Annotated in this window: 23 protein-coding genes; 20 read left to right on the plus strand and 3 right to left on the minus strand. The window is 66.1% G+C overall.

Annotated elements, in window-relative coordinates:
* Positions 1-26 precede the first annotated feature (26 nt).
* From cyoA to MU856_RS11955, 13 genes are all read left to right on the plus strand, one after another.
* Entirely contained in the window at positions 27-1,211 is a 1,185-nt protein-coding gene (gene cyoA / locus MU856_RS11895; RefSeq protein WP_263587665.1) for a ubiquinol oxidase subunit II, read from the plus strand.
* Positions 1,212-1,231: 20 nt separating this feature from the next.
* Entirely contained in the window at positions 1,232-3,241 is a 2,010-nt protein-coding gene (gene cyoB, locus MU856_RS11900; RefSeq protein WP_186402643.1) for a cytochrome o ubiquinol oxidase subunit I, read from the plus strand.
* 3 nt (positions 3,242-3,244) lie between these two features.
* The gene (gene cyoC, locus MU856_RS11905) at positions 3,245-3,874 is read left to right on the plus strand and encodes a cytochrome o ubiquinol oxidase subunit III (RefSeq protein WP_058812603.1); all 630 of its coding nucleotides are present in this window, start codon (positions 3,245-3,247) and stop codon (positions 3,872-3,874) included.
* The gene (gene cyoD / locus MU856_RS11910) at positions 3,871-4,251 is read left to right on the plus strand and encodes a cytochrome o ubiquinol oxidase subunit IV (RefSeq protein WP_062900603.1); all 381 of its coding nucleotides are present in this window, start codon (positions 3,871-3,873) and stop codon (positions 4,249-4,251) included. Before cyoC ends, cyoD begins: the two co-directional genes overlap by 4 nt.
* Positions 4,248-4,973 (plus strand): SURF1 family protein, encoded by a 726-nt coding sequence (locus MU856_RS11915; protein WP_062900604.1) that lies wholly within the window; start codon positions 4,248-4,250, stop codon positions 4,971-4,973. Before cyoD ends, MU856_RS11915 begins: the two co-directional genes overlap by 4 nt.
* Complete coding sequence (locus tag MU856_RS11920; RefSeq protein ID WP_062900605.1) at positions 4,970-6,277, plus strand: ATP-binding protein; 1,308 nt, start codon at positions 4,970-4,972, stop codon at positions 6,275-6,277. The genes MU856_RS11915 and MU856_RS11920 overlap by 4 nt, the downstream gene beginning before the upstream one ends.
* On the plus strand, positions 6,274-6,804 hold the full coding sequence (locus tag MU856_RS11925) for a response regulator transcription factor (protein WP_062900606.1): 531 nt from the start codon (positions 6,274-6,276) through the stop codon (positions 6,802-6,804). The genes MU856_RS11920 and MU856_RS11925 overlap by 4 nt, the downstream gene beginning before the upstream one ends.
* A 116-nt stretch (positions 6,805-6,920) precedes the next feature.
* Positions 6,921-7,472, plus strand: a complete 552-nt coding sequence (locus tag MU856_RS11930; RefSeq protein ID WP_062900607.1) for a thermostable hemolysin — start codon at positions 6,921-6,923, stop codon at positions 7,470-7,472.
* 1 nt (position 7,473) lies between these two features.
* Complete coding sequence (locus MU856_RS11935; protein ID WP_202988362.1) at positions 7,474-9,528, plus strand: AMP-binding protein; 2,055 nt, start codon at positions 7,474-7,476, stop codon at positions 9,526-9,528.
* Positions 9,515-10,270, plus strand: coding sequence for an SDR family NAD(P)-dependent oxidoreductase (locus tag MU856_RS11940; RefSeq protein ID WP_062900608.1), 756 nt, complete (start codon positions 9,515-9,517; stop codon positions 10,268-10,270). The genes MU856_RS11935 and MU856_RS11940 overlap by 14 nt, the downstream gene beginning before the upstream one ends.
* A 22-nt stretch (positions 10,271-10,292) precedes the next feature.
* Positions 10,293-10,937, plus strand: coding sequence for a tetratricopeptide repeat protein (locus tag MU856_RS11945; protein ID WP_186402636.1), 645 nt, complete (start codon positions 10,293-10,295; stop codon positions 10,935-10,937).
* A 1-nt stretch (position 10,938) separates the two neighbouring features.
* The gene (locus MU856_RS11950; RefSeq protein ID WP_238929713.1) at positions 10,939-11,559 is read left to right on the plus strand and encodes a class I SAM-dependent methyltransferase; all 621 of its coding nucleotides are present in this window, start codon (positions 10,939-10,941) and stop codon (positions 11,557-11,559) included.
* Positions 11,560-11,605: 46 nt separating this feature from the next.
* Complete coding sequence (locus MU856_RS11955; protein WP_062900609.1) at positions 11,606-12,058, plus strand: potassium channel family protein; 453 nt, start codon at positions 11,606-11,608, stop codon at positions 12,056-12,058.
* Between the two features lie 4 nt (positions 12,059-12,062).
* Here MU856_RS11955 and MU856_RS11960 read toward each other — a convergent pair whose 3' ends face one another.
* Positions 12,063-12,971, minus strand: coding sequence for a hydroxymethylglutaryl-CoA lyase (locus MU856_RS11960; protein ID WP_062900610.1), 909 nt, complete (start codon positions 12,969-12,971; stop codon positions 12,063-12,065).
* Between the two features lie 137 nt (positions 12,972-13,108).
* Here MU856_RS11960 and MU856_RS11965 point away from each other — a divergent pair, with 137 nt between their 5' ends.
* The 7 genes from MU856_RS11965 to MU856_RS11995 all read left to right on the plus strand — a co-directional run bounded on the left by MU856_RS11965 (position 13,109) and on the right by MU856_RS11995 (position 20,342).
* The gene (locus tag MU856_RS11965) at positions 13,109-14,275 is read left to right on the plus strand and encodes a CaiB/BaiF CoA transferase family protein (protein ID WP_062900611.1); all 1,167 of its coding nucleotides are present in this window, start codon (positions 13,109-13,111) and stop codon (positions 14,273-14,275) included.
* A gap of 161 nt (positions 14,276-14,436) precedes the next feature.
* Positions 14,437-16,590 carry a prolyl oligopeptidase family serine peptidase gene (locus MU856_RS11970; protein ID WP_409372275.1) on the plus strand — a complete coding sequence of 718 codons (2,154 nt, stop codon included), beginning with the start codon at positions 14,437-14,439 and terminating at the stop codon, positions 16,588-16,590.
* Positions 16,591-16,649: 59 nt separating this feature from the next.
* On the plus strand, positions 16,650-17,138 hold the full coding sequence (locus MU856_RS11975; RefSeq protein WP_263587666.1) for a GAF domain-containing protein: 489 nt from the start codon (positions 16,650-16,652) through the stop codon (positions 17,136-17,138).
* A 126-nt stretch (positions 17,139-17,264) separates the two neighbouring features.
* Entirely contained in the window at positions 17,265-18,107 is an 843-nt protein-coding gene (locus MU856_RS11980) for a glycine zipper domain-containing protein (RefSeq protein WP_263587667.1), read from the plus strand.
* 178 nt (positions 18,108-18,285) lie between these two features.
* Entirely contained in the window at positions 18,286-18,837 is a 552-nt protein-coding gene (locus tag MU856_RS11985) for a hypothetical protein (RefSeq protein ID WP_062900613.1), read from the plus strand.
* 200 nt (positions 18,838-19,037) lie between these two features.
* Positions 19,038-19,577: a hypothetical protein gene (locus MU856_RS11990; RefSeq protein ID WP_062900614.1), complete on the plus strand. Its 540-nt coding sequence runs from the start codon at positions 19,038-19,040 to the stop codon at positions 19,575-19,577.
* Positions 19,578-19,904: 327 nt separating this feature from the next.
* A complete protein-coding gene (locus MU856_RS11995) occupies positions 19,905-20,342 on the plus strand; it encodes a PilZ domain-containing protein (RefSeq protein WP_062900615.1) in 438 nt (145 codons plus the stop codon).
* A gap of 88 nt (positions 20,343-20,430) precedes the next feature.
* On the opposite strand, the gene ctrA is transcribed toward MU856_RS11995, so the two are convergent.
* The gene (gene ctrA / locus MU856_RS12000; protein ID WP_003040277.1) at positions 20,431-21,138 is read right to left on the minus strand and encodes a response regulator transcription factor CtrA; all 708 of its coding nucleotides are present in this window, start codon (positions 21,136-21,138) and stop codon (positions 20,431-20,433) included.
* 136 nt (positions 21,139-21,274) lie between these two features.
* Complete coding sequence (locus MU856_RS12005; RefSeq protein ID WP_263587668.1) at positions 21,275-22,213, minus strand: LysR family transcriptional regulator; 939 nt, start codon at positions 22,211-22,213, stop codon at positions 21,275-21,277.
* Between the last annotated feature and the right edge of the window lie 35 nt (positions 22,214-22,248).

Raw genomic sequence — 22,248 nt, forward strand, 5'->3', positions numbered from 1 at the left:
AGCAAAGCGGGCCTAGGCGCGCCGCCATGCCAGAAAAGCTCTCCCGTCCGTCCACCCGATTCCGGTTGCTGCCGCTGCTCGCGGTGTTTCCGCTGCTCGCCGGTTGCAACATGGTCGTGCTCGATCCTGCGGGCGACGTCGCCCAGCAGCAGGGCAATCTGATCCTGGTTTCGACCGTGCTGATGCTGCTCATCATCGTGCCGGTGATGGCGCTGACGATCTTTTTCGCCTGGCGCTATCGCGCCGCGAACAAGGCCGCGACCTACAAGCCCGACTGGGACCATTCGACGCAGCTTGAGCTGGTGATCTGGGCCGCGCCGCTGCTCATCATCATCTGTCTGGGGGCGGTGACATGGGTCGCGACCCATTTGCTCGACCCCTATCGCCCGCTGGCGCGCACCGCGCCGGGCCAGCCGGTCGCAGCGGCGACGCAGCCGATCGACGTGCAGGTCGTCGCGCTCGACTGGAAATGGCTGTTCATCTACCCCGACCAGGGCATTGCGACGGTAAACGAGCTGGCGCTGCCCGCGCATCATCCGGTGCGGTTCCGCATTTCGGCATCGTCGGTGATGAACAGCTTTTACATCCCCGCGCTTGCCGGCCAGATTTATGCGATGCCGGGCATGGAGACGAAGCTCCACGGCGTCTTCAACCAGACCGGCGATTTCACGGGCTTTTCGGCCAATTATTCGGGCGCCGGCTTTTCGAACATGCGCTTCGCGGTAAAGAGCCTCGACGATGCTGGTTTCGCCGCCTGGGTCGCCGCCACAAAGGCCGAGGGCAAGACGCTCGACCGCAACGCCTATCTCGCGCTCGAAAAGCCCAGCGAAAGGGCGCCGGTTCAGCGCTTTGCGGCGGTCGAACCGCAGCTTTTCGACGCCGTGGTCAACATGTGCGTCGAACCCGGCAAGATGTGCATGCACGACATGATGTCGATCGACGCCGCGGGCGGTGCCGGCATTGCGGGCATCCACAATGTCCGCAGCCTTGCCTATGACAAGTTCGCCGCGCGCGGCTCCGAGCCCGGATATTGGGGCAAGCGCTATGTCGCCGCGCTGTGCAGTTCGCCGCTGATGGCGAAGGCCGACACCCCCGACGCCGCCCCGGCGAGCCAGGCGCCGCTGACCGGCGCCGGCCTGCCCAGCCCCGGCAAGCGCGCCGCGCCCGCGCAGACCGCGCTCAACGCCGCCTCGCCCCGCCCGCTTTCCTGATTTTTGTCGCCGAGATCGCCATGACCCCGCACCCCGCCCCCGAAACCGGCCCCTTCCTCGGCCGCCTGTCGCTCGACGCGATTCCGATCCACGAACCGATCCTGATCTTCACGTTCGCCGCGGTGGTGATCGGCGGGATCGCAGTGCTCGGCCTGATCACCAAATATCGCCTCTGGGGCTATTTGTGGAAGGAGTGGTTCACCACCGTCGATCATAAGCGCATCGGGATCATGTACATGATCCTGGGGCTGATCATGTTCCTGCGCGGCTTTGCCGACGCGATCATGATGCGGTTGCAGCAGGCGATGGCGTTCGGCGGGTCCGAAGGCTATCTGAACGCGCACCATTATGACCAGATCTTCACCGCGCACGGGGTGATCATGATCTTCTTCGTGGCGATGCCCTTCATCACCGGCCTGATGAACTATATCGTCCCGCTGCAGATCGGCGCGCGCGACGTCAGCTTTCCCTTCCTCAACAATTTCAGCTTCTGGATGACGACCGCGGGCGCCGTGCTCGTCATGATCTCGCTGTTCGTCGGCGAATTCGCGCAGACGGGCTGGCTGGCCTATCCGCCGCTGTCGGGCATCGCCTACAGCCCCAATGTCGGGGTCGATTATTATATCTGGGCGCTGCAGATCGCGGGGGTCGGCACCACGTTGTCGGGGATCAACCTGATCGTCACCATCCTGAAGCTGCGTGCGCCCGGCATGGGCCTGATGAAGATGCCGGTCTTCACCTGGACCAGCCTGTGCGCGAACATCCTGATCGTCGCGTCCTTTCCCGTGCTGACCGCGGTGCTCGCGCTGCTGACGCTCGACCGCTATCTCGGCACCAACTTCTTCACCAACGACTTCGGCGGATCGCCGATGATGTATGTGAACCTGATCTGGATCTGGGGGCACCCCGAAGTCTATATCCTGATCCTGCCGCTATTCGGCGTGTTCAGCGAAGTGACCTCGACCTTTTCGGGCAAGAAGCTCTTCGGCTATACCTCGATGGTCTATGCGACGATCGTCATCACGATCCTGAGCTACCTCGTCTGGCTGCACCATTTCTTCACCATGGGATCGGGCGCGAGCGTCAACAGCTTCTTCGGGATCACGACGATGGTGATCTCCATCCCGACGGGCGCCAAGCTCTTCAACTGGCTGTTCACCATGTACCGCGGCCGCATCCGTTTCGACCTGCCGATGATGTGGACGGTGGCCTTCATGCTGACCTTCGTGGTCGGCGGGATGACCGGCGTGCTGCTCGCGGTTCCGCCCGCCGACTTCGTGCTGCACAACTCGCTGTTCCTGATCGCGCATTTCCACAATGTCATCATCGGCGGCGTCCTGTTCGGCCTGTTCGCGGCGATCAACTATTGGTGGCCCAAGGCCTTCGGCTTCAAGCTTAACGTCTTCTGGGGCAAGATCAGCTTCTGGTGCTGGGTCGTCGGCTTCTGGCTTGCCTTCATGCCGCTCTATATACTCGGCCTGATGGGGGTGACCCGCCGGATGCGCGTGTTCGACGATCCCAGCCTGCAAATCTGGTTCGTGATCGCCGCCATCGGCGCCGCCGTCATCGCGGCGGGGATCGCCGCCATGCTTGTCCAGTTTGCGGTCAGCATCTGGAAGCGCGACGAACTGCGTGACGAAAGCGGCGATCCGTGGGGTGGCCGGACGCTCGAATGGGCCACCAGTTCGCCGCCGCCCGACTATAATTTCGCTTTCACGCCGGTGATCCACTCGCTCGACGCATGGCACGACATGAAGACGCGCGGTGCCGAGCGACCGGTCGGCGGCTTCCGCGACATCCATATGCCGAGCAACACCGGCGCCGGGATTATCCTTGCGGGGATCAGCCTGGTGATGGGTTTCGCGCTTGTCTGGCATATCTGGTGGCTCGCCGCGCTAGGCTTCGTCGGCCTGGTCGGCGGTGCGATCACCCACACCTTCAACTACAAGCGCGACTTCCATATCCCCGCCGCGACAGTGGCCGAGGTCGAGGATGCGCGCACCCGCCAGCTTGCGGCGGCCGGAGCCTGATCGATGAGCAGCACCACCCTCCCCGCCGCGGGCGAAGCGCCCGCCTTCTACGAACTCGACGAGCATCCCCATCCCGAAGGGCACAGCACGATGCTGGGCTTCTGGATCTATCTGATGAGCGACTGCCTCATCTTCGCGATCCTGTTCGCCTGCTACGCGGTGCTCGGCGGCAATTATGCCGCGGGACCGGCGCCCAAGGATCTGTTCGACCTGAAGCTGATCGCGCTCAACACCGCGATGCTGCTCTTTTCGTCGATCACCTATGGCTTCGCCGTGCTGCAGATGCAGCAGGGCAAGGTGAAGGGAACCCAGCTCTGGCTGGCGATCACCGGCCTGTTCGGCCTCGCCTTCCTGAGCATCGAGCTTTACGAATTCCACCATCTGATCGAACTTGGCGCGACGCCGCAGCGCAGCGCCTTTCTGTCGGCCTTCTTCACGCTGGTCGGGACCCACGGGCTGCACGTGACCTTCGGGATCATCTGGCTGGTGACCCTGATGATCCAGCTCGGCAAGCATGGGCTGATCGCCGCGAACAAGCGTCGCGTCATGTGCCTGTCGATGTTCTGGCACTTCCTCGACGTCGTGTGGATCGGCGTCTTCACGATCGTCTATCTGATGGGAATGCTGCGATGAGCGCGAACCACGACCACCACGCCGCCGACCACGCGCATCACGAGATCGAGATGCCGCACGCGTCGATGCGCGATTATGCGATCGGTTTCGTCCTGTCGGTGATCCTGACCGCCATCCCCTTCTGGATGGTGATGACGATGCCGCTGTCGACCGGTGTGACCGCGGCGATCATCATGGGCTTCGCGGTGGTTCAGATCGTCGTCCACATGGTGTATTTCCTGCACATGACGCCGAAGGCGGAGGGCGGCTGGTCGATGACCTCGCTGCTGTTCACGATCATCGTCGTCGTGATCATGCTGGCGGGGTCGCTATGGGTGATGCACCACCTCAACACCAATATGATGCCGATGCCGCACGACATGAGCCAGTTGCCGTGACCCGGCCGCGCCGCGCGGCCTTTGCCGCGGCGGCGCTGGTCGTGGCGGCGCTGCTCGCGGCGCTGGGCGTCTGGCAGCTCGAACGGCGCGAGTGGAAACATGCGCTGGTCGCGGCGGTCGATGTGCGCATCCACGCCGCCCCCGTTCCCGCGCCACCACCGGCCGCATGGCGCGGCATCGACGCGGCCCACGACGCCTATCGCCGCGTCACCGCGACGGGCCGCTTTCGCCACGACCGCGAGACGCTGGTTCAGGCGGTCACCGATCGCGGTGCCGGCTATTGGGTGATGACGCCGCTCGAAACGCCCGGCTTCACGCTGCTCGTCAATCGCGGCTTCGTGCCGCGCGAGCGCCGCGATCCGGCAACGCGCGCCGCGGGCAATACCGCCGGACCTACGACGGTAACCGGACTGCTGCGGGTGACCGAGCACGGCGGCGGCTTCCTGCGCGCCAATGATCCCCACGCGAACCGCTGGTATTCGCGCGACGTCGCCGCGATCGCAGCGGCGCGCGGTCTCGGCCGCACCGCGCCCTATTTCGTCGATGCCGACGCTGCGCCGAACCCCGGCGGCCTGCCCGTGGGCGGGCTGACCGTCGTCAAATTCCCCGACAATCATCTGGTCTATGCGCTGACCTGGTTCGCGCTGATGCTGCTCGCGCTGTTTTTTACCTGGCGGCTGTGGCGTCCGGGCGCCGATGCGTCCAATATGCCGGACGAATGAGCGAAGCCACGGCCCCACCGATCGCGCTTCCGGCGGCCGACGCCGGCCAGCGGAACATGTCGCTGCTGATCCAGCTGCGCTGGATCGCGGTCGGCGGCCAGCTCGCGACGATCGAGGTCGTCAACGGGCTGATGGGCATCAAACTGCCGCTTGCGCCGCTGCTCGGCGCGATCATCGTCCTCATCGCGATCAATCTCGCCAGCCTCGCGCGGCTACGCGGCGGCCATTCGGTCGCCAACCGCGAGCTGACGGCGGTGCTGCTGTTCGATGTCGCGGCGCTGGGGTGGCAGCTTCACCATAGCGGCGGCCTCACCAACCCCTTCGCCTCGCTGTTTCTGCTTCAGGTGGTGATGGGCGCGATCCTGCTCACGCCGCGTTCGTCCTGGGCCGTGGTGGCGGGCGCGATCGTTGCGATGGTCGCGCTGCGCATCGATCCGACGCCGCTCGTCCTGCCGCAACCCTATGCCGCCGATCCGCTGGCGCTCTATCTCAAGGGCAGCCTCGTCTGCTTCCTGTTGATCGCGGTGCTGCTCGTCGCCTTCGTCACGCGGATGAGCCGCAACCTGCGCGAACGCGATGCGGCGCTGGCCACCGCCAGCCAGCGCGCGGCGGAGGAGGATCATATCGTTCGCATGGGCCTGCTCGCCTCGGGCGCCGCACACGAACTCGGGACGCCGCTGTCGACGCTTTCGGTGCTGATCGGCGACTGGCGCGCGGCGCCGCGGTTGGCGGACGACACCGAATTGCAGGAGGATCTGGCGGACATGGATGCGGCGGTCGGCCGCTGCAAATCGATCGTCAGCGGCATTCTGATGTCGGCGGGTGAAGCGCGCGGAATCGCACCGCAGCTAACGACTGCGCGCCGTTTCGTCACCGACATCGTAGACGACTGGCGCGCCGGGCGCCTGCCTGGCACGCTCGATTTCAGCGACCGGATCGGTCCCGATGTCGATATCGTCTCCGACCCCGCGCTGCGTCAGGTGATCGACAATGTCATCGACAATGCGGCCGAAGTCTCGCCCGACTGGATCGGACTCAGCGCACTGCGCGACGGCGAGATGCTGGTGATCGAGATCGCCGACCGCGGCCCCGGATTCGATCCCACTATGCTCGAGACGATCGGTCAGCCCTATCGGTCGACCAAGGGCCGCCCCGGCGGCGGGCTCGGCCTGTTCCTACTGGTCAATGTCGTGCGCAAGCTGGGCGGTCTGGTCAGCGCCGACAACCGCGATGCGGGGGGTGCGGTGGTGCGGATCACGCTGCCGATCGCGGCGATCGCGCGGGGCGAAGGGAGAAGGGGATGACCGAACGGCGCCTGCTAATCGTCGAAGACGACGAAGCCTTTGCGCGGACGCTGAAGCGGTCGTTCGAACGGCGCGACTATGATGTGCGGGTGGCGCATGGGCCCGAGGGGCTGGATGAGCTGCTCGCCGGATTCCATCCAGATTTCGCGGTGGTCGACCTGAAGCTCGGCGCCGCATCGGGTTTGGGCTGCGTCCAGACGCTGAGCGCCTTCGACCCTGCGATGCGCATCGTCGTCCTGACGGGATTCGCCAGCATCGCCACCGCGGTCGAGGCGATCAAGCTCGGCGCCTCCTATTATCTCGCCAAGCCGTCGAACACCGACGATATCGAAGCCGCCTTCGGCCGCGCCGAGGGCAATGTCGACGCGCCCCTCGACGGGCGCCAGTCCTCGATCAAGACCGTCGAATGGGAGCATATCCACCAGACGCTCGTCGAAACCGGGTTCAATATTTCCGAAGCCGCCCGCCGCCTCGGCATGCACCGCCGCACGCTGGCGCGAAAGCTGGAAAAGCGGCAGGTTCGCTGAACGCGGGCACCGCCGGTTTGCCGCCGTTTCGGGGCGCCCCACCGGAAAATTTTCGCATTCCTTTGCGGGGTGCGTGTCATCGCGGCGTCTCATCCCTGTAACATAGGGAGATTGGCATGACGCCAGGCGACGACTTCGGAATGATCCGCCAACGGTATCGCGATTGCTTCGCTGCCGAACTGTCCCCCGGCTTTTCCGACTATATTCATCGTCCTGGTAGCGACGGATCGACCGCCGCGCTGGGCTATGCGCGCGCCGCCGATGCGCCACTATTTCTGGAAGCCTATCTCGATGCGCCCGTCGAAGAGCTGGCGTCGATCGCGCTGGACCGGCCCGTTGCGCGCCGCCAGATCGTCGAGATCGGCAATCTGGCAGCCGTCAATCCGCTGGCGATGATCGCGCTTTGGGGCGCGGCGGCGAACGATCTTGCCGCGCTTGGCGATGTCGCGGTCGCGACGCTGACCGCCCCGCTGCGCGCCATGTTTCGCCGCATCGGCATCCCGATCGCCGCCATCACCCCTGCCCGCGGTGAGCGGCTGGGATCGGCGGCATCGGCGTGGGGACGCTATTACGATCAGGATCCGTGGGTCTGCGCCGGCAGCATCGCCGACGGGCAAGCCGCCATCAACAGCTTCCTCGAACGCCGCGCCGCGCGGCAGGCGGCCTGACATGACCATATTCGACATTCTGACCGCCCAGGCGGCCGCGCGCCCCGATGCCGTCGCCATCGATGCGCTCGACGGCCAGCCGCTGCCCTATGGCGCACTGCGCGATCGCGTCACGGCGCGTATCGCCGACCTCGCGCCGCGACTGCAACTGGGCGTCCCGGTCGCGTTGCAGCGCGACCATGGCCGCGAAAGCGCCGAACTGGAACTCGCGCTCCTCGCGGCCGCCATTCCGGTGCTGTCGCTTCCCGGCTTCTTCACCGCCGACCAGTCGCGCCACGCCACCGGCCTGTGCGGGGCCGTACCCGATCCGACGATCCGTTCCGTCGGGTCGGGCAAGCCCCGCCAGTCCGCGCCCGTCCCCCTCCCCGGTGGGACGGCGCGGATCAGCTTCACCTCGGGGTCGACTGGCACGCCCAAGGGCATCTGCCTTTCGGCCGACCATATGCTCACCGTCGCCCGCGCGATCGTCGCCGCGGTCGGGACCGAGCACGCCGGACGGCACCTCGCACTGTTGCCGCCGGGCATCCTGCTGGAAACGGTGGCGGGCTTTTTCCCGACGCTGATCGCGGGCGGCACCTATGTCTGTCCGCCGCAGGCCGAGATCGGGATGGCCGACCCCTTTCGGCCCGATTTCGCCAGGGCGGTCCGCCTGATCGCCGAACAGCGCATCACCTCGCTGATCCTGGTTCCCGAATATCTCGACGGCATCGTTCGCGTCATGGAGGCGGCGGATATCCGCCTGCCGCTTTTGACGCTGGTCGCGGTCGGCGGTGCGCGCACCCCTGTCCCCTTGGTGGAGCGCGCCCGCCGACTCGGCCTGCCCATCCGGCAAGGCTATGGCCTGACCGAATGCGCATCGGTCGTGTCCCTGCAGGACGCAGCCGATGACGATCCGACGTCGGTCGGCCGACCGCTTTCCCATATGCAGGCGCGTGTAGCCGACGATGGCGAGATCGTGCTCGAGGGTCCGATCTGCCTCGGCGCGGTCGGCGGCGCTGCGCCGCACGCGCCGCTCCACACCGGCGACATCGGCACGATCGACGCCGCGGGACGGCTGCACATCGACGGGCGGAAATCGAGCCTGATCATCACCAGTTTCGGCCGCAATATCTCGCCCGAATGGGTCGAGGCTGCGCTCACTCGGCAACCGGCGATCGCGCAGGCAATGGTGTGGGGCGACGGCCGACCGGCGCCCGAAGCGCTGATCGTGCCGGCCCATGCCGACGCCGATCTGGATGCCGCGGTCGCCGCCGCCAATGCCCTGCTGCCGGCCTATGCCCGCGTCCGCAGCTGGCGCGAAGCCGCGCACTTCACACCGATGAACGGGCAGCTCACCGGCAACGGCCGCCTGCGCCGCGCCGCGATTGCCGCCGCCTATCTGGACGGCACGGCCGACTTTTTCACCGAACTCGAGGCGCAAACGGTGCGCGAGCGCCTGCGCTTCCTGACCATTCCGCAATTGCAGGCGGGACTGACGGGCACGATCACGCGCGACGTGTACCTCGCCTATCTGGCGCAAGCCTATCACCATGTCAGCCACACCGTCCCGCTGATGCAGGCGGCGCGCGCGCGGCTCGGCGGACGCCCTGCGATCGTGGCCGCGCTCGACGATTATATCGCCGAGGAAACCGGCCACGAGGAATGGATATTGTCCGACATCGCGGTTGCCGGCGGCGACGCCGCGGCGGTGCGCGCCAGCGCACCTGCGCCCGCAACGGCCGCAATGGTCGATCACGCCTATCGCCGGATTGCGACGGGCAATGCCATGGCCTTTTTCGGCATGGTCTATGTCCTTGAAAGCGTCAGCGTAGCGCTGGCGACGCGCGGCGCCTCGGCGGTCGCGAAGAATCTGGGACTGCCGCCGCAGGCCTTCACCTATCTGACCTCGCACGGGGCGCTCGATCAGGATCATATGGCCTTTTTCGCAGAGCTCGTGAACGGGCTCGACGATCCCGCCGACCGCGCGGCGATCCTGGGGATGGCGCGCGAGATGTTCGCGCTTTTCGGCGGGGTTTTCGCGGGCATCGAAATGGAACCGGCGCGTGCGGCGGCTTGACGGACAGCGAGTCGCCATCACCGGCGCCGCTGGCGGCCTCGGCGCCCCCGTCGCCATTCTGCTTGCGCAGGCTGGTGCCCATACGATCGGTATCGACCGCAGCGAAAGCACCGCGTGCCACGACAGCATCGTCACCGATCTTTCCGACGACGATGCGCTCGCCGCGCTGGCCGAACGGCTGGCGGGCGACACCCCCGATATATTGATCAACATCGCCGGGGTCATGCGATTCGGCCTGCACGAAAGCCAGCCCGTCGAGGCGCTGGCGCTGTGTTACCGGATCAATCTGCTCGTTCCCGCGGTGCTCGCCCGGGCGGTCGCGGCGCCCATGCGGCAGCGCGGGAGCGGGCAGATTGTCAATATCGGATCCGTGCTTGGCGCTATCCCCTACCCCTGGTTCGCCGCCTATTCGAGCAGCAAGGCCGGGCTCGCCGCGTTCAGCCAGGGATTGCGGCGCGAATTGGGCGGCAGCGGCGTCAGCGTGACGCACGTCAATCCGCGCGCCGCGCGCACCGCCTTCAACAATGCCGAGGTCAACCGCTTCCTCGAAATTACCGGCATGAAGGCCGATGCCCCCGAATGGGTCGCGCAGCGGATCGTCGCCGCGATCCTTGCCCGGCACCCCACGCTCAGCATCGGCGCGATGGAGCGCGTCTATGCCGCGCTCAATGCCATTTCGCCGCGGCTGATCGACACCGGCCTCGCGCCGCAGATCCGGCGCGCCCGCGCAGAATTTTCGTGAAGCACGACAAAGGAGTAGCCCGATGAAACTGCAGATGACGCGCGCCGCGGCGGTCGCGGCGATGGTGCTCGCGGCCGTGCCGGCCGTGGTGATGGCCGGTGCCGCCGAAGATGTGAAGTCGATCAACGACGGCTGGGCGCACATCGTATACGAGGTGCACGGATCGAGCACCCAGACCAAGGCACTCGACGCGCTCGCCAAGCAGGCCGCCGTGCTGGTCGCCCGCTATCCCGGCCGCGCCGAACCTTTACTGTGGCAGGGCATCGTCACCAGCGAGCAGGCGAACCGCGCCAACATCTTTCACAAGCTGGGCCTTGCGACGCGCGCGCGCGACATCATCGCCCGCGCCTATGCGCTCGATCCGCATGCCGCCAAGGGCGGCGCGGCGATGAGCCTGGGCGTCCTCTATTACAAGGTGCCGGGATCGCCGATCGGCTTCGGCGACACCGACAAGGCGCGCAAGCTGCTGAAGGAAGCGCTCGCGCAGGATCCGGGCGGGCTCGACGCCAATTATTTCTACGGCGACTTCCTGCTCGATCAGGGCGACAAGGCTGGCGCCCGCGCCTTTCTGCAAAAGGCTTTGCGCGCGCCGCACGATGGCACGCGGCCCGTGTGGGATGCCGGACGCCGCCGCGAGGTGCAGGCGCTGCTCGCCAAGACGCGCTGACATGGCAGCCCGCATGGCCGCCGCCTTCGCGGGACAGCTCGCGCGCCCGCGCGGTATCGCAGGGCGGCTGCTCGGCCGGGCAATGGATCTGGCGAACCGCCGGCCGACGCGGCTCGCGATCGACCTGCTGGCGCCGCGCGCGGGCGAACGCGTCATCGACATCGGGTGCGGGACCGGCGCCGCGCTTGCGGCGGTGCGGCGCCGCGCCGACGTGGACGCTGCGGGGATAGACCCGTCGCCCGTCATGGCCGCGATGGCCGCGACCCGGCTGGGAGAGGGCGCCGATATACGCTGCGCCGAGCTTGCCGCGATGCCCTTTCCGCCGACCTCGTTCGACGCCGCGCTGCTGCTTAACATGCTTTATTTCTGCGATCCCGACGGCCGCGACCTTGCGCCTCTCCACCGGATATTGCGGCCCGGTGGCCGCGCGGTCGCCTATGTCACGCACCGCGACACGATGCGCGACTGGTCTTTCACACGCGTCGGCTTGCACCGGCTTTATGACGAGGCGGCGCTGGAGCGCATCTTCATGGGCGCGGGCTTCGCGCACAATCGCATCACGATCGCGCGCGTCGCAATCACCCCTTCGATTACGGGGTTGCTCGCGCGGGCCGCGCGCTAGGGTCAAAGCCGCTTGCGCGCGGAAGGCAATCTGGGTGAATAGGCGCATGACGCTTATCCATCAGCTCATGCTCGCCACGCTCGTCGTCGGGACGACGGTCATCGTGCACCTTGTGGGGCTGGCGATCCTGCTCGCGGTCCTGCGCCGCTATCGCCGCGCCGAGCGCCGCGTCCTGATCGTTCTGCTGAACGGTGCCGCGATCCTGGTCGCCGCTTTCGGGCTGTTTGCGCTGCATTCGGTCGAGATATGGATATGGGCGGGGGTGTTCCAGTGGCTCGGCGCCTTCGCCGATTTCGAGCATGCGCTCTACTTTTCAACCTCGACCTATGTGACGATCGGATATGGCGATATCGTCCTGCCGCCCGGTCTCCGCATCCTGGGCGCGATCGAGGGGGCGAGCGGCATCATCCTGATCGGCTGGTCGACCGCCTTCTTCTTCTCGATCGTCGATCGCATGAAATTGCTCGAACGCCATTTCGACGCCGACCATCCCCGCTGAGCGCTCAGGACGCCGGAAAGGCCGGCGCCTTGCTGACCATCGCGGGCAGCGGACGCCCCATCACCCCGGTGAACCATGCCGCCGCCTCGACGAGGTCCAAGAGCGCGAGACCGGTCGCGATGCCGCTGCGTTCGAGCATATAGACGACATCCTCGGTCGCCACATTGCCCGCCGCGCCCGGCGCGAAGGGACAGCCGCCGAGCCCGCCGAGCGAGGCATCGACGATCGTCGCCCCTGCGGCGACCGCCGCCCAGACATTGGCAAGCCCCGACCCGCGCGTGTTGTGAAAATGCACGCGCACCGGCAGCGGCCCAACCGCTTCGCGCACGCGCGCGACCGTTTCGGCGACCTGTGCAGGCACCGCGACGCCGATGGTGTCGGCGAGCGCAATCTCGCGCGGCTGCGCATCGGCGACGCGCTTTGCCATGTCGATGACGCGCCCCATCGGAATCTCGCCCGCAAAAGGACAGCCGAAGGCGGTGGCGATGGTGATCTGTGCGCTCCGTCCCGCGGCATGGGCGAGCTCGACTATTTCGATCGCCGCCGCGAGCGATTCGTCGGAGCTTTGCCCCTGGTTGCGGATGCCGAAGGCGTCGCTGGTGACGCAGACCGCGCCCAGCTCGTCGATCCGCCCCGTCGCCAGCGCACGCTTGGCGCCGCGACGGTTCAGCACCAGCCCGATATAGATAACATCGTCGCGATCGGGCAGCATCGCGACCAGCTGCTCGGCATCGGCCAGCTGCGGAACGCGGCTGGGATTGACGAAGCTCGTCACCTCTATCCGCCGCGCGCCATAGGCGATGGCGCGGCGGACCAGCTCGGCCTTGTCGGCCGTCGAAACGACGGTCTTTTCATTCTGCAGCCCGTCGCGCGGTCCGACTTCGACCATTTCGATGCGGGTTTTGCTGGCCATTTTCGCGCCTCGGTTCAAATGCTGTTAAAGCGGGGTTGAAAATTACATAGTATTCTAAGTATAAAGAGTCCATGGGCTGCGTTCGACGGGTCGCCGGCTAGGGCGACTTAGAGGATCGGAGCCGCGAAAGGAACGACATGACAGACAGCAACAGCGGCGGGGGAGCGCTGGACGGCCTTCGGGTGGTCGAAATGGGCCAATTGATCGCGGGCCCGTTCTGCGGCCAGCTTCTCGGCGACATGGGCGCCGAAATCGTCAAGCTGGAGCCGCCCGAAACGGGCGACCAGATGCGCCATTGGGGCCAGGGCGACCGGCCGAGCTGGTGGCGCGTCATCGCGCGCAACAAATATTCGGTCGCCGTCGACCTACGCAGTGCGGAAGGCCAGCAGCTCGCCCGCGACCTCATCGCCAAAGCCGACATATTGATCGAGAATTTTCGCCCCGGCACGCTCGAAAAATGGAACCTCGACCCCGCAGAGCTGCGCAAGACCAATCCGGGCCTGATCGTCGTGCGCGTATCGGGCTATGGCCAGACCGGCCCCTATTCGGCGCGCGCCGGATTCGGCGGCATCGGCGAAGCGATGGGCGGCTGGCGTGGTATCGTCGGCTATCCCGACCTGCCGCCCGCGCGCATGGGCGTGTCGATCGGCGACACCCTGGCCGCGACCTATGGCTGCCTCGGCGCGCTCGCGGCGCTGCATCACCGCAACAAGACCGGCGAGGGCCAGATCGTCGACTCGGCGCTTTACGAGGCGGTGTTGCAGGTGATGGAATCGACCGTCGCCGATTATTCGGCGAGCGGCACCAAGCGGCGGCGCACCGGGTCGACCCTGCCCGGCATCGCGCCGTCGAACGTATATCCCTGCAAGGACGGCGAATATCTGATCGGCGCCAATCAGGACGCCGTTTTCGCGCGGCTTGCCGCGGCGATGGGCCGCCCCGAACTTGCGAGCGACGAGCGCTATGCGACCCACCGCGCGCGCGGTGCGCGGCAGGAGGAACTCGACGCGCTGATCGGCGAATGGACGCGCACGATGACGATCGCCGAACTGGAGGCGAAGATGATCAAGGCGAGCGTCCCCGCCGGCCGCGTCTATGATGCCGAGGATATGCTCGCCGACCCCCATTTCGCGGCGCGCGAGGCGCTCGTCACCGTTTCCGACGCCGAATTGGGCGAGGTGACGATGCAGGGTGTCTTCCCCAAATTGTCGGACACGCCGGGCAGCGTGCGGCGCCCCGCCCCGCTCACTGTTGGTCAGGACAGTGCCGACGTTCTCGAGCGGTGGCTCGGCCGCCCGGCCTAGGGTCGAACGGGCAGCAGAAGAGACGCGCGGGCGCCTTTACGCCCCGAACGCTGGTGGCATGGCCGCGCCGCGATCTTCCTTGCAAATCCCCTTGCCCGTCAAAAAGCGATGCTTACAGTGTCGCGCACGATTATTACCCGAACAATGAGGATCGCCTTGCCATGCCCCGTAGCAAATTTCGCGCGCCGCTCGCGCTGGTCGCCCTGTTCATGACGCCCGCGGCGGCGCAGGCGGCCGAAGACGCCGCGGCGGCGGCGCCTGCGCCCGCGCTGCCCTATCCGGCCACCGAACGCGGCGACACCGTCGATCCGCAGTTCGGCGTCAATGTCGCCGACCCCTATCGCTGGCTGGAAGACGATGTTCGCGTCAATCCGAAGGTCGCAACCTGGGTCGCCGAGCAGAACAAGGTGACCGACGCCTATCTGGCGACGCTGCCCGGCCGCGATGCGTTCAAGGCGCGGATGACCGAGCTTTACAATTACGAACGCTTCGGCCTGCCGCGCAAGGCGGGGTCGCGTTATTTCTACACGCGCAACGACGGGTTGCAGCCGCAATCGGTGCTGACGGTGCGCGAAGGGCTGACCGGCGAAGGCCGCGTGCTGATCGATCCCAACACATGGGCCAAGGACGGCGCGACCGCGCTCGCCGAATGGACGCCGTCGGAAGACGGCAAATATCTGCTCTATTCCGTGCAGGATGGCGGCACCGACTGGCGTATCGTGCGCGTGATGGACGTCGCGACGGGCAAGGATACCGCCGACGAGATCCGCTGGGTCAAATTCTCGTCGCTCGATTGGGCGAAGGACGGCAGCGGCTTTTACTATTCGCGCTTCCCCGAACCCAAGGAAGGCGAGGCCTTTCAGTCGCTCAACGAAAATCACGCGGTCTATTTCCACAAGCTCGGCACGCCGCAGAGCGCCGACGTGCTGATCCATGCGACGCCCGACCAGCCCGAACTCAATCACGGCGCGCTCGTCACCGATGATGGCCAATATGTCCTCGTCGTTTCGTCCAAAGGGACCGACGAACGCTTCGGCCTGACACTGCATCCGGTGAAGGGCGGCAAGGCGATCACGCTGGTCGACGATTATGCGAACAATTGGGAATATGTGACCAACCAGGGCACGCGCTTCACCTTCCTCACCAACAAGGATGCGCCGCGTCAGCGCCTTGTTTCGCTCGACATTCGCAAGCCCGCGGCGCTCACCCAGATCGTCGGCGAACAGGAGGGGACGCTGGTCGGCGCGTCGCGCGTCGGCGACCGCATCATCCTGTCCTACCTCGGCGATGCCAAGTCGGAGGCCCGGATGGTCGCGCTCGACGGCAAGCCGGTGGCGAACATCAATCTCGGCGAGATCGGCACCGCGAGCGGTTTCGGCGGCAAGCCCGGTGATCCTGAAACCTTCTACGCCTTCTCCAGCTTTGCGCAGCCCACGACCATCTATCGCCTTGATACGGTAAGCGGGAAGAGTGAGATTTTCGAGGCGCCGAAACTGACCTTCGATCCCAAGGATTTCACGGTCGAACAGCGTTTCTACACGTCGAAGGACGGCACCAAGGTGCCGATGTTTCTGGTGATGAAAAAGGGGCTCGACCGGTCGAAGGGATCGCCGACTTTGCTCTATGGCTATGGCGGTTTCAACGTGTCGCTGACCCCCGGCTTTTCGCCCACGCGGCTCGCCTGGGCCGACAAGGGCGGGGTCGTCGCGATCGCGAACCTGCGCGGCGGCGGCGAATATGGCAAGGCGTGGCACGACGCCGGTCGGCTCGCCAACAAGCAGAATGTCTTCGACGATTTCATCGCGGCCGGCGAATATCTGATTGCTGAAGAAATCACCGGCCAGGGCGAACTGGCGATCGAGGGCGGGTCGAACGGCGGCCTGCTGGTTGGCGCCGTCACCAACCAGCGCCCCGACCTGTTCGCGGCCGCGCTGCCCGCTGTGGGCGTGATGGACATGCTGCGCTTCGATCGCTTCACCGCGGGCCGCTACTGGACCGACGATTATGGCTATCCGTCGAAAGAGGCCGATTTCCGCAATCTGCTGAGCTATTCGCCCTATCATAATATCAAGGGCGGCCGCACCTATCCGGCGATCCTGGTGACGACCGCCGACACCGACGATCGCGTCGTACCGGGTCACAGCTTCAAATATACCGCCGAGCTGCAGCACGAGGATATCGGCTCCAAGCCGCACCTGATCCGCATCGAGACGCGCGCCGGCCATGGCTCGGGCAAGCCGACAGACAAGATCATCGCCGAGGCGGCGGACAAATATGCCTTCGCTGCCAAATGGACCGGCCTCGACGTTGAATGATCGCGCGGCGGCGGCGGACGATAGCGTTCGCCGCCGCCCACCAGCCGAAAGCCATCGCCTTGTCCTACGCCCTCTCCTTCACCGCCACCGATCCTGCCGCGCTGTGGGCGGAGGCGGCCGACGCCGCCGCCGGTCTCGTCGCGGGTGAGCCCGATGCGATCGCCAATATGGCCAATGTCGCGGCGCTGATCTGGCAGGCTGTTCCCGATCTCAATTGGGCGGGCTTCTACCGCTTCGACGGCACCGAACTGGTGCTCGGCCCGTTCCAGGGCAAGGCGGCGTGCATCCGCATCCCGCTCGACAAGGGGGTGTGCGGCGCCGCGGCGCGGCTGCGCAAGACGCAGCGGGTCGAGGATGTCCACGCCTTTCCCGGGCATATCGCCTGCGATGCGGCCAGCCGCAGCGAGCTGGTGGTGCCGATCGTCGCCGAAGGCCGCCTGATCGGCGTGCTCGACCTCGACAGCCCCTCGCCCGCGCGCTTCACGGCCGACGATCAGGCGGGCGCCGAAGCGCTGATCGTCCGCATCGCCGCCGCGCTCGCGGGTTAAAGCTGCGTCAAAATGGGACGCGATCCGCACGGTTAACGGATTCGCGGAAAAGCGCCGATTTTGCTAACAGACTGTTAACCAAGCCATTGCCCCCACGGGCGATTCCGCTGGAACAGGGAGTTTAGCATGCGCACCGTTTTGTTGTTGGGGGCTGCCGCCGCATCGTTGCTGCTGGCCGGCCATGCGACCAGCGCCGAGGTCACCAAGACCCAGACCACCGTCGTCACGACCACCGACGAAGCGGCCCCGCGGCTCGACTATGAGGCGCCTTCCGCGCCCGATGTCCGCGTCTACACCGGCTATCCCGACCGGATGCCGAGCGAAGTCGAATATCGCCACATCGACGGCTACCAGTCCGAAGGCCGCTGGACGGGTACGTGGAACGGCACCTACGAAGATCGCGACGGCCGCCGTTACGAGGGCAGCTATGAAGGCAGCGTCGAGGGGCGCACCGGCGCCGACTATCCGCCGCCGCCCTATTATCAAGGCGGTTTCGATCCGCGCGAGGACATGGAAATGGGCCGTCGTTGCGGCCATGGCGGCGCGGCGACCGGTGCGGTCGTGGGCGGGATCGTCGGCGGTGTCGTCGGCAATCGCGTTGCCGGTCATGGCGACCGTACCGCCGGCACGCTGATCGGCGGCGGCGTCGGGGCGCTCGCCGGCGCAGCGGTCGGCAGCGAGGCGGACAAGAAAAAGTGCGACGAATGGTGGGCGCGGCGCGGCGGTGCCCATGGCGGCTATTATCCCGGCCATCCCGGCTATCCGGGCGGCTATGCCTATAGTTACGGCTATGGTTATGGCTATTACATGCCGGGCGTCGTCGTCACGACGATCATCAACGGCCCGCCGGTCGTCACCGAACGCGTCGTGACCACGACCAAGACCTATTATGAAAATGTGCCGGTGCGGAAACGCTATGTGGCCAAGCGGAAACCGAAACCCAAAGCCAAGCCGCGCTGCGTCTGCTGACGTGCCCTGAACTGGTCTGGTCGCCAGACTTGGCTTAGTGAGGCCCGCCGATCCGTCGAGGAACGGCGGGCCTTTCCTTTCGCCGCCCTTTCGCCACGGTTCAGCGGCGTGAAAGCATGGTGCGCCTAGATCATCGGGCGACGGCGGACGCCCCTGTCCGCGTTCTGGAGTGACTGAAATGCGCAAGATGACCGGCTTCACCGCAGCGGCGGCGGTTCTGGTTACGACGGTCGGGCTCAGCGCGACCCCCGCCGAAGCACGCGGACGCCACGGCGGCTGGCACAATCGCCACGACGACGGGATCGGCGCCGGCGAGATCATCGGCGGTATCCTGATCCTGGGCACGATCGCGGCGGTTGCCAGCGCGGCGAGCAAGCAAAGTCGCGAGACGCGCAACCGCGACTTTCGTTACGACCCGCCCTATCGCGACGATCGCGCGCAGGACGCCCCCGATTATCAGCGCCGCGACGATCGCGGTCCGGACGGATATGGCACCGGCGACGCCTATCGCGGCGGAGAGATCGAGCAGCGCGCGGCCGATGCCTGCGGCTGGGCGGCCGAGGGCGAAATGGGCGACGATGCCCGCGTCGAAAGCATCACCGACACGCGGCCCGCGAACGGTGGCGACGGCTGGTACGTCACCGGAAACATATCGCGCCCGGGCGGCGAGCTGCACAGTTTCGGGTGCAGCTATCGCGGCGGGCGCGTGGTCGACGTCAGCATCAACTGACCCCATTGCAATTGGATTTTCGGCCCTTCGCCAGCGATGGCGGAGGGCTTTTCTCTGCCCGCCTCCGTCAAGCTGAACCCACGCCGAACCAAGGCTGAACCGCAGATAAGCGCCGGGTTCAGCACCGCGTCACGGCGCCTTCGCTATCAAGGGGCATCGCAGGCCGCACGGGTGCCGCCTGCTGAATAGGAGACCGAACCATGGCGAAGAAGCCCATGAACTGGACCAAGGCCGCAATCGGGGCGGCCACCGCCGGCGCGATGTTGAGCGCCACCCCCGCGCTCGCGCGCGACCGGTACGATCACCGCGACCGCGACGGGATCGGTGCGGGCGAAATCATCGCCGGCGCCGTCGTCCTCGGCGGCCTCGCCGCCATCCTGTCGGCCGATAACGATCGTTACGACCGCTATGACCGCAACGATCGTCGCTATCGCGACCGGTACAATGATCCGCGATACGGCTATGGTTATGATTATGGCCGCTATGGCAACAGTCGCGCAGCGGTCGGCCAGTGCGTCCGTGCCGTCGAGCGCGGCACCAGCCGGTATGGCCGCACCGACGTGACGCAGGTCACGAGCATCGATCGCAAGCGCGACGGCTATCGCGTCAAGGGCCGCGTCGTCGTCAACGAAGGCTGGCGCGGACGCTGGGGCCGCGGCGGTTCCTATGATCGCGGCAAGTTCAGCTGCGACGTGCGGTATGGCCGCGTCGTCGACGTCGATTATTCGGGTCTGCGGTAACGCGGAGCCCCTTCTCCCGGCCCGCCCGCGCCTCGGCGTGCGGCGGGCCGCCTTGCACAAGAGCGTTGCCGGGCGCGGTTAACGCGGCGGTGGGCCGGAGGCGAGCGGCCCGGCCCACGCTCGGCAGGTCGCCAGAATATTCCCGCGTCAATTCAGATGCTTCGTGTCCGAAGCATATCGGTGGCGCCCGCACTCGGTCCGTCGCAAAAGTCGCGAAATCCGAAAAGACGCTATACGAAAATTTACCTTCTTTCGTTATGCGCGGAGATGGGACCACAATAACCGCCTGACGTGGGTGACAGGCGGCAGAAGCTTATTGGGTCGCCCATGCCGAATTTCGAGGCCGATACCGCCTCAACGGCTTCAGCCGAAAAGCGCCAACCGCGCCAGTCGCGACTGGTGAAGGCGTCGCTTGCGTGCGACCGCCTCGGGCGCTTCGATGTGACCCTGCGCAATATTTCCGAAACCGGCGTTGGCGGGCAGTCGCCGCATGTGCTGCAGGTTGGCGAGCGGCTGACCGTCTATCTTCCGGGTCATCAGCCGATGGAGGGCGTGGTCCGCTGGGTCAGCGACAAACGCTTCGGCCTGCAGACCGAACGGACGATCGAGCCGGCACGGCTGCGCGCGGCGCACGCCGATCAGCTCGTCGCCGCCGACAGCAAGGCCGAATTCCAGATCATGGCGCCGACGCAGATGTCGACCTGGCGCCCGGGACTGCGGCAGGTTTCGTCGCTGCCGGGTCATTACGGCAAACCGAAGATCTGACCCGCGCATCGCCGCGCCACAAAGGAAAACCGGCGCAGATCGCTCCGCGCCGGGTCCCCCGTTGATTGATTTTCGTCGGTAAAGCGCGTCAGGCGACCCGGCGCACTTCATTCCCTTCTTCGTCGATATCGCGCAGCACATAGCCGCGACCCCAGACCGTCTCGATATAATTTTCGCCGCCGCACGCGAGCGCGAGCTTCTTGCGCAGCTTGCAGATGAAGACGTCGATAATCTTCAATTCGGGCTCGTCCATGCCGCCATAAAGGTGGTTCAGGAACATTTCCTTGGTCAGCGTCGTGCCTTTGCGGAGCGAAAGCAGCTCCAGCATCTGATATTCCTTGCCGGTCAGATGGACGCGGACGCCATCGACTTCGACCGTCTTGGTGTCGAGATTGACCGCCAGCTTGCCCGTCTTGATGACGCTCTGGCTATGGCCCTTCGAGCGGCGGACGACGGCGTGGATGCGCGCGACCAGCTCGTCGCGATGAAAGGGCTTGGTGACATAATCGTCGGCGCCGAAGCCGAACGAGCGCACCTTGGAATCCATTTCCGAAATGCCCGAAAGGATCAGCACCGGCGTCTGCACCTTTGCGGTACGGAGCTTTTTCAGCACGTCATAGCCGTGCATGTCGGGCAGATTCAGGTCGAGCAGAATGATGTCGTAATCATAGAGTTTGCCAAGGTCCAAGCCTTCCTCACCCAGATCGGTGGTATAGACGTTGAAGCCTTCGGTCGTGAGCATCGTGTCGATCGCCTTCGCGGTCGTCGGCTCGTCCTCGATCAGCAGTACGCGCATTAGGCACCCCTTGACTGTTTCCCACGATGGACCCGCAACCCGTCCGCGGCTCCCTCGCAGTGCCACCAACGCCCCCGTTGCAGGGCTGGCGGAACATTAACCATGAAACTTGTGAAGGGAAAAGGTTAATTTTGATTTAACCCGCAGAAATCCACGAGTCGCGACCCGCGCAGCTGCGTTTCAGCGTATCGGCGAGATAGTCGGACAAGGCCCGTACCCGCGCCGGGCGGAGGCGCGACGGTGGCGACAACAGGTGCAGATAGGCCTGCGGCAGCGACCAGTCGGTCAGGATCGGAACGAGCCTGCCGGCGCGCAGTTCGGCGTCGATGATGAAGTGCGGCAGCACCGCGATGCCGCCCCCCGCGACCAGCATCGGCACGATCACATCGCCATTGTTCGTGAACAGCGGGCCTGCCGGAACGATCGTCGCTTCCTCGCCTTCGCGGTGGAAGCGCAGCGGCCGCGCCTTTTCGCGGTGGCCGTACCCAGCGAGCCGATGCCCCGCGAGTTCGAGCGGGTGGCGCGGCGTGCCGTGGCGCTCGAGATAGGCCGGGCTGGCGATCACCGACGTCGGGATCGGCACGATGGTGCGCGCGAGCAGGCTGCTGTCGTCGAGGCTGGCGACGCGCAGCGCGAGATCGAAACCTTCGGCGATCAGATCGTGGCGCGCATCGCTGAGCGTCAGTTCGATCTCGACCGCCGGATGCTCGGCCATGAAGGCCGCGAGCGGCGCGCCGAGCACCTTGATCCCGAAACTCATCGGCGCCGCGAGTCGGATCGGCCCTGCGAGGTCGAAGCGGTCGCCATGCGCCGCCTCGGTCGCGGCGGTCGCGGCGGCGACCATTGCCCGCGCCTCTTCGAGCAGCCCGGCGCCCGCCGTCGACACGGTCACCGACCGCGAACTGCGATGGAGCAAAGTGATCCCGAGCGATGCTTCGAGCCGGCTGACCGCCTTCGACACGCTGGCCTTCGACAGGCCGAGCGCGCTCGCCGCGGCGGTGAATCCGCCGCTGTCGGCCACCGCCACGAAGCAGGCCCAGCCTTCATAATCGGGAAGCGCCACAACATCCTCCAATTGGAAACGATAGGTTTCGATCTACGCTATTTCAG

Origin of the sequence: Sphingopyxis sp. GC21 (assembly GCF_025727575.1) — a bacterium.
GTDB lineage: Bacteria > Pseudomonadota > Alphaproteobacteria > Sphingomonadales > Sphingomonadaceae > Sphingopyxis > Sphingopyxis terrae_A.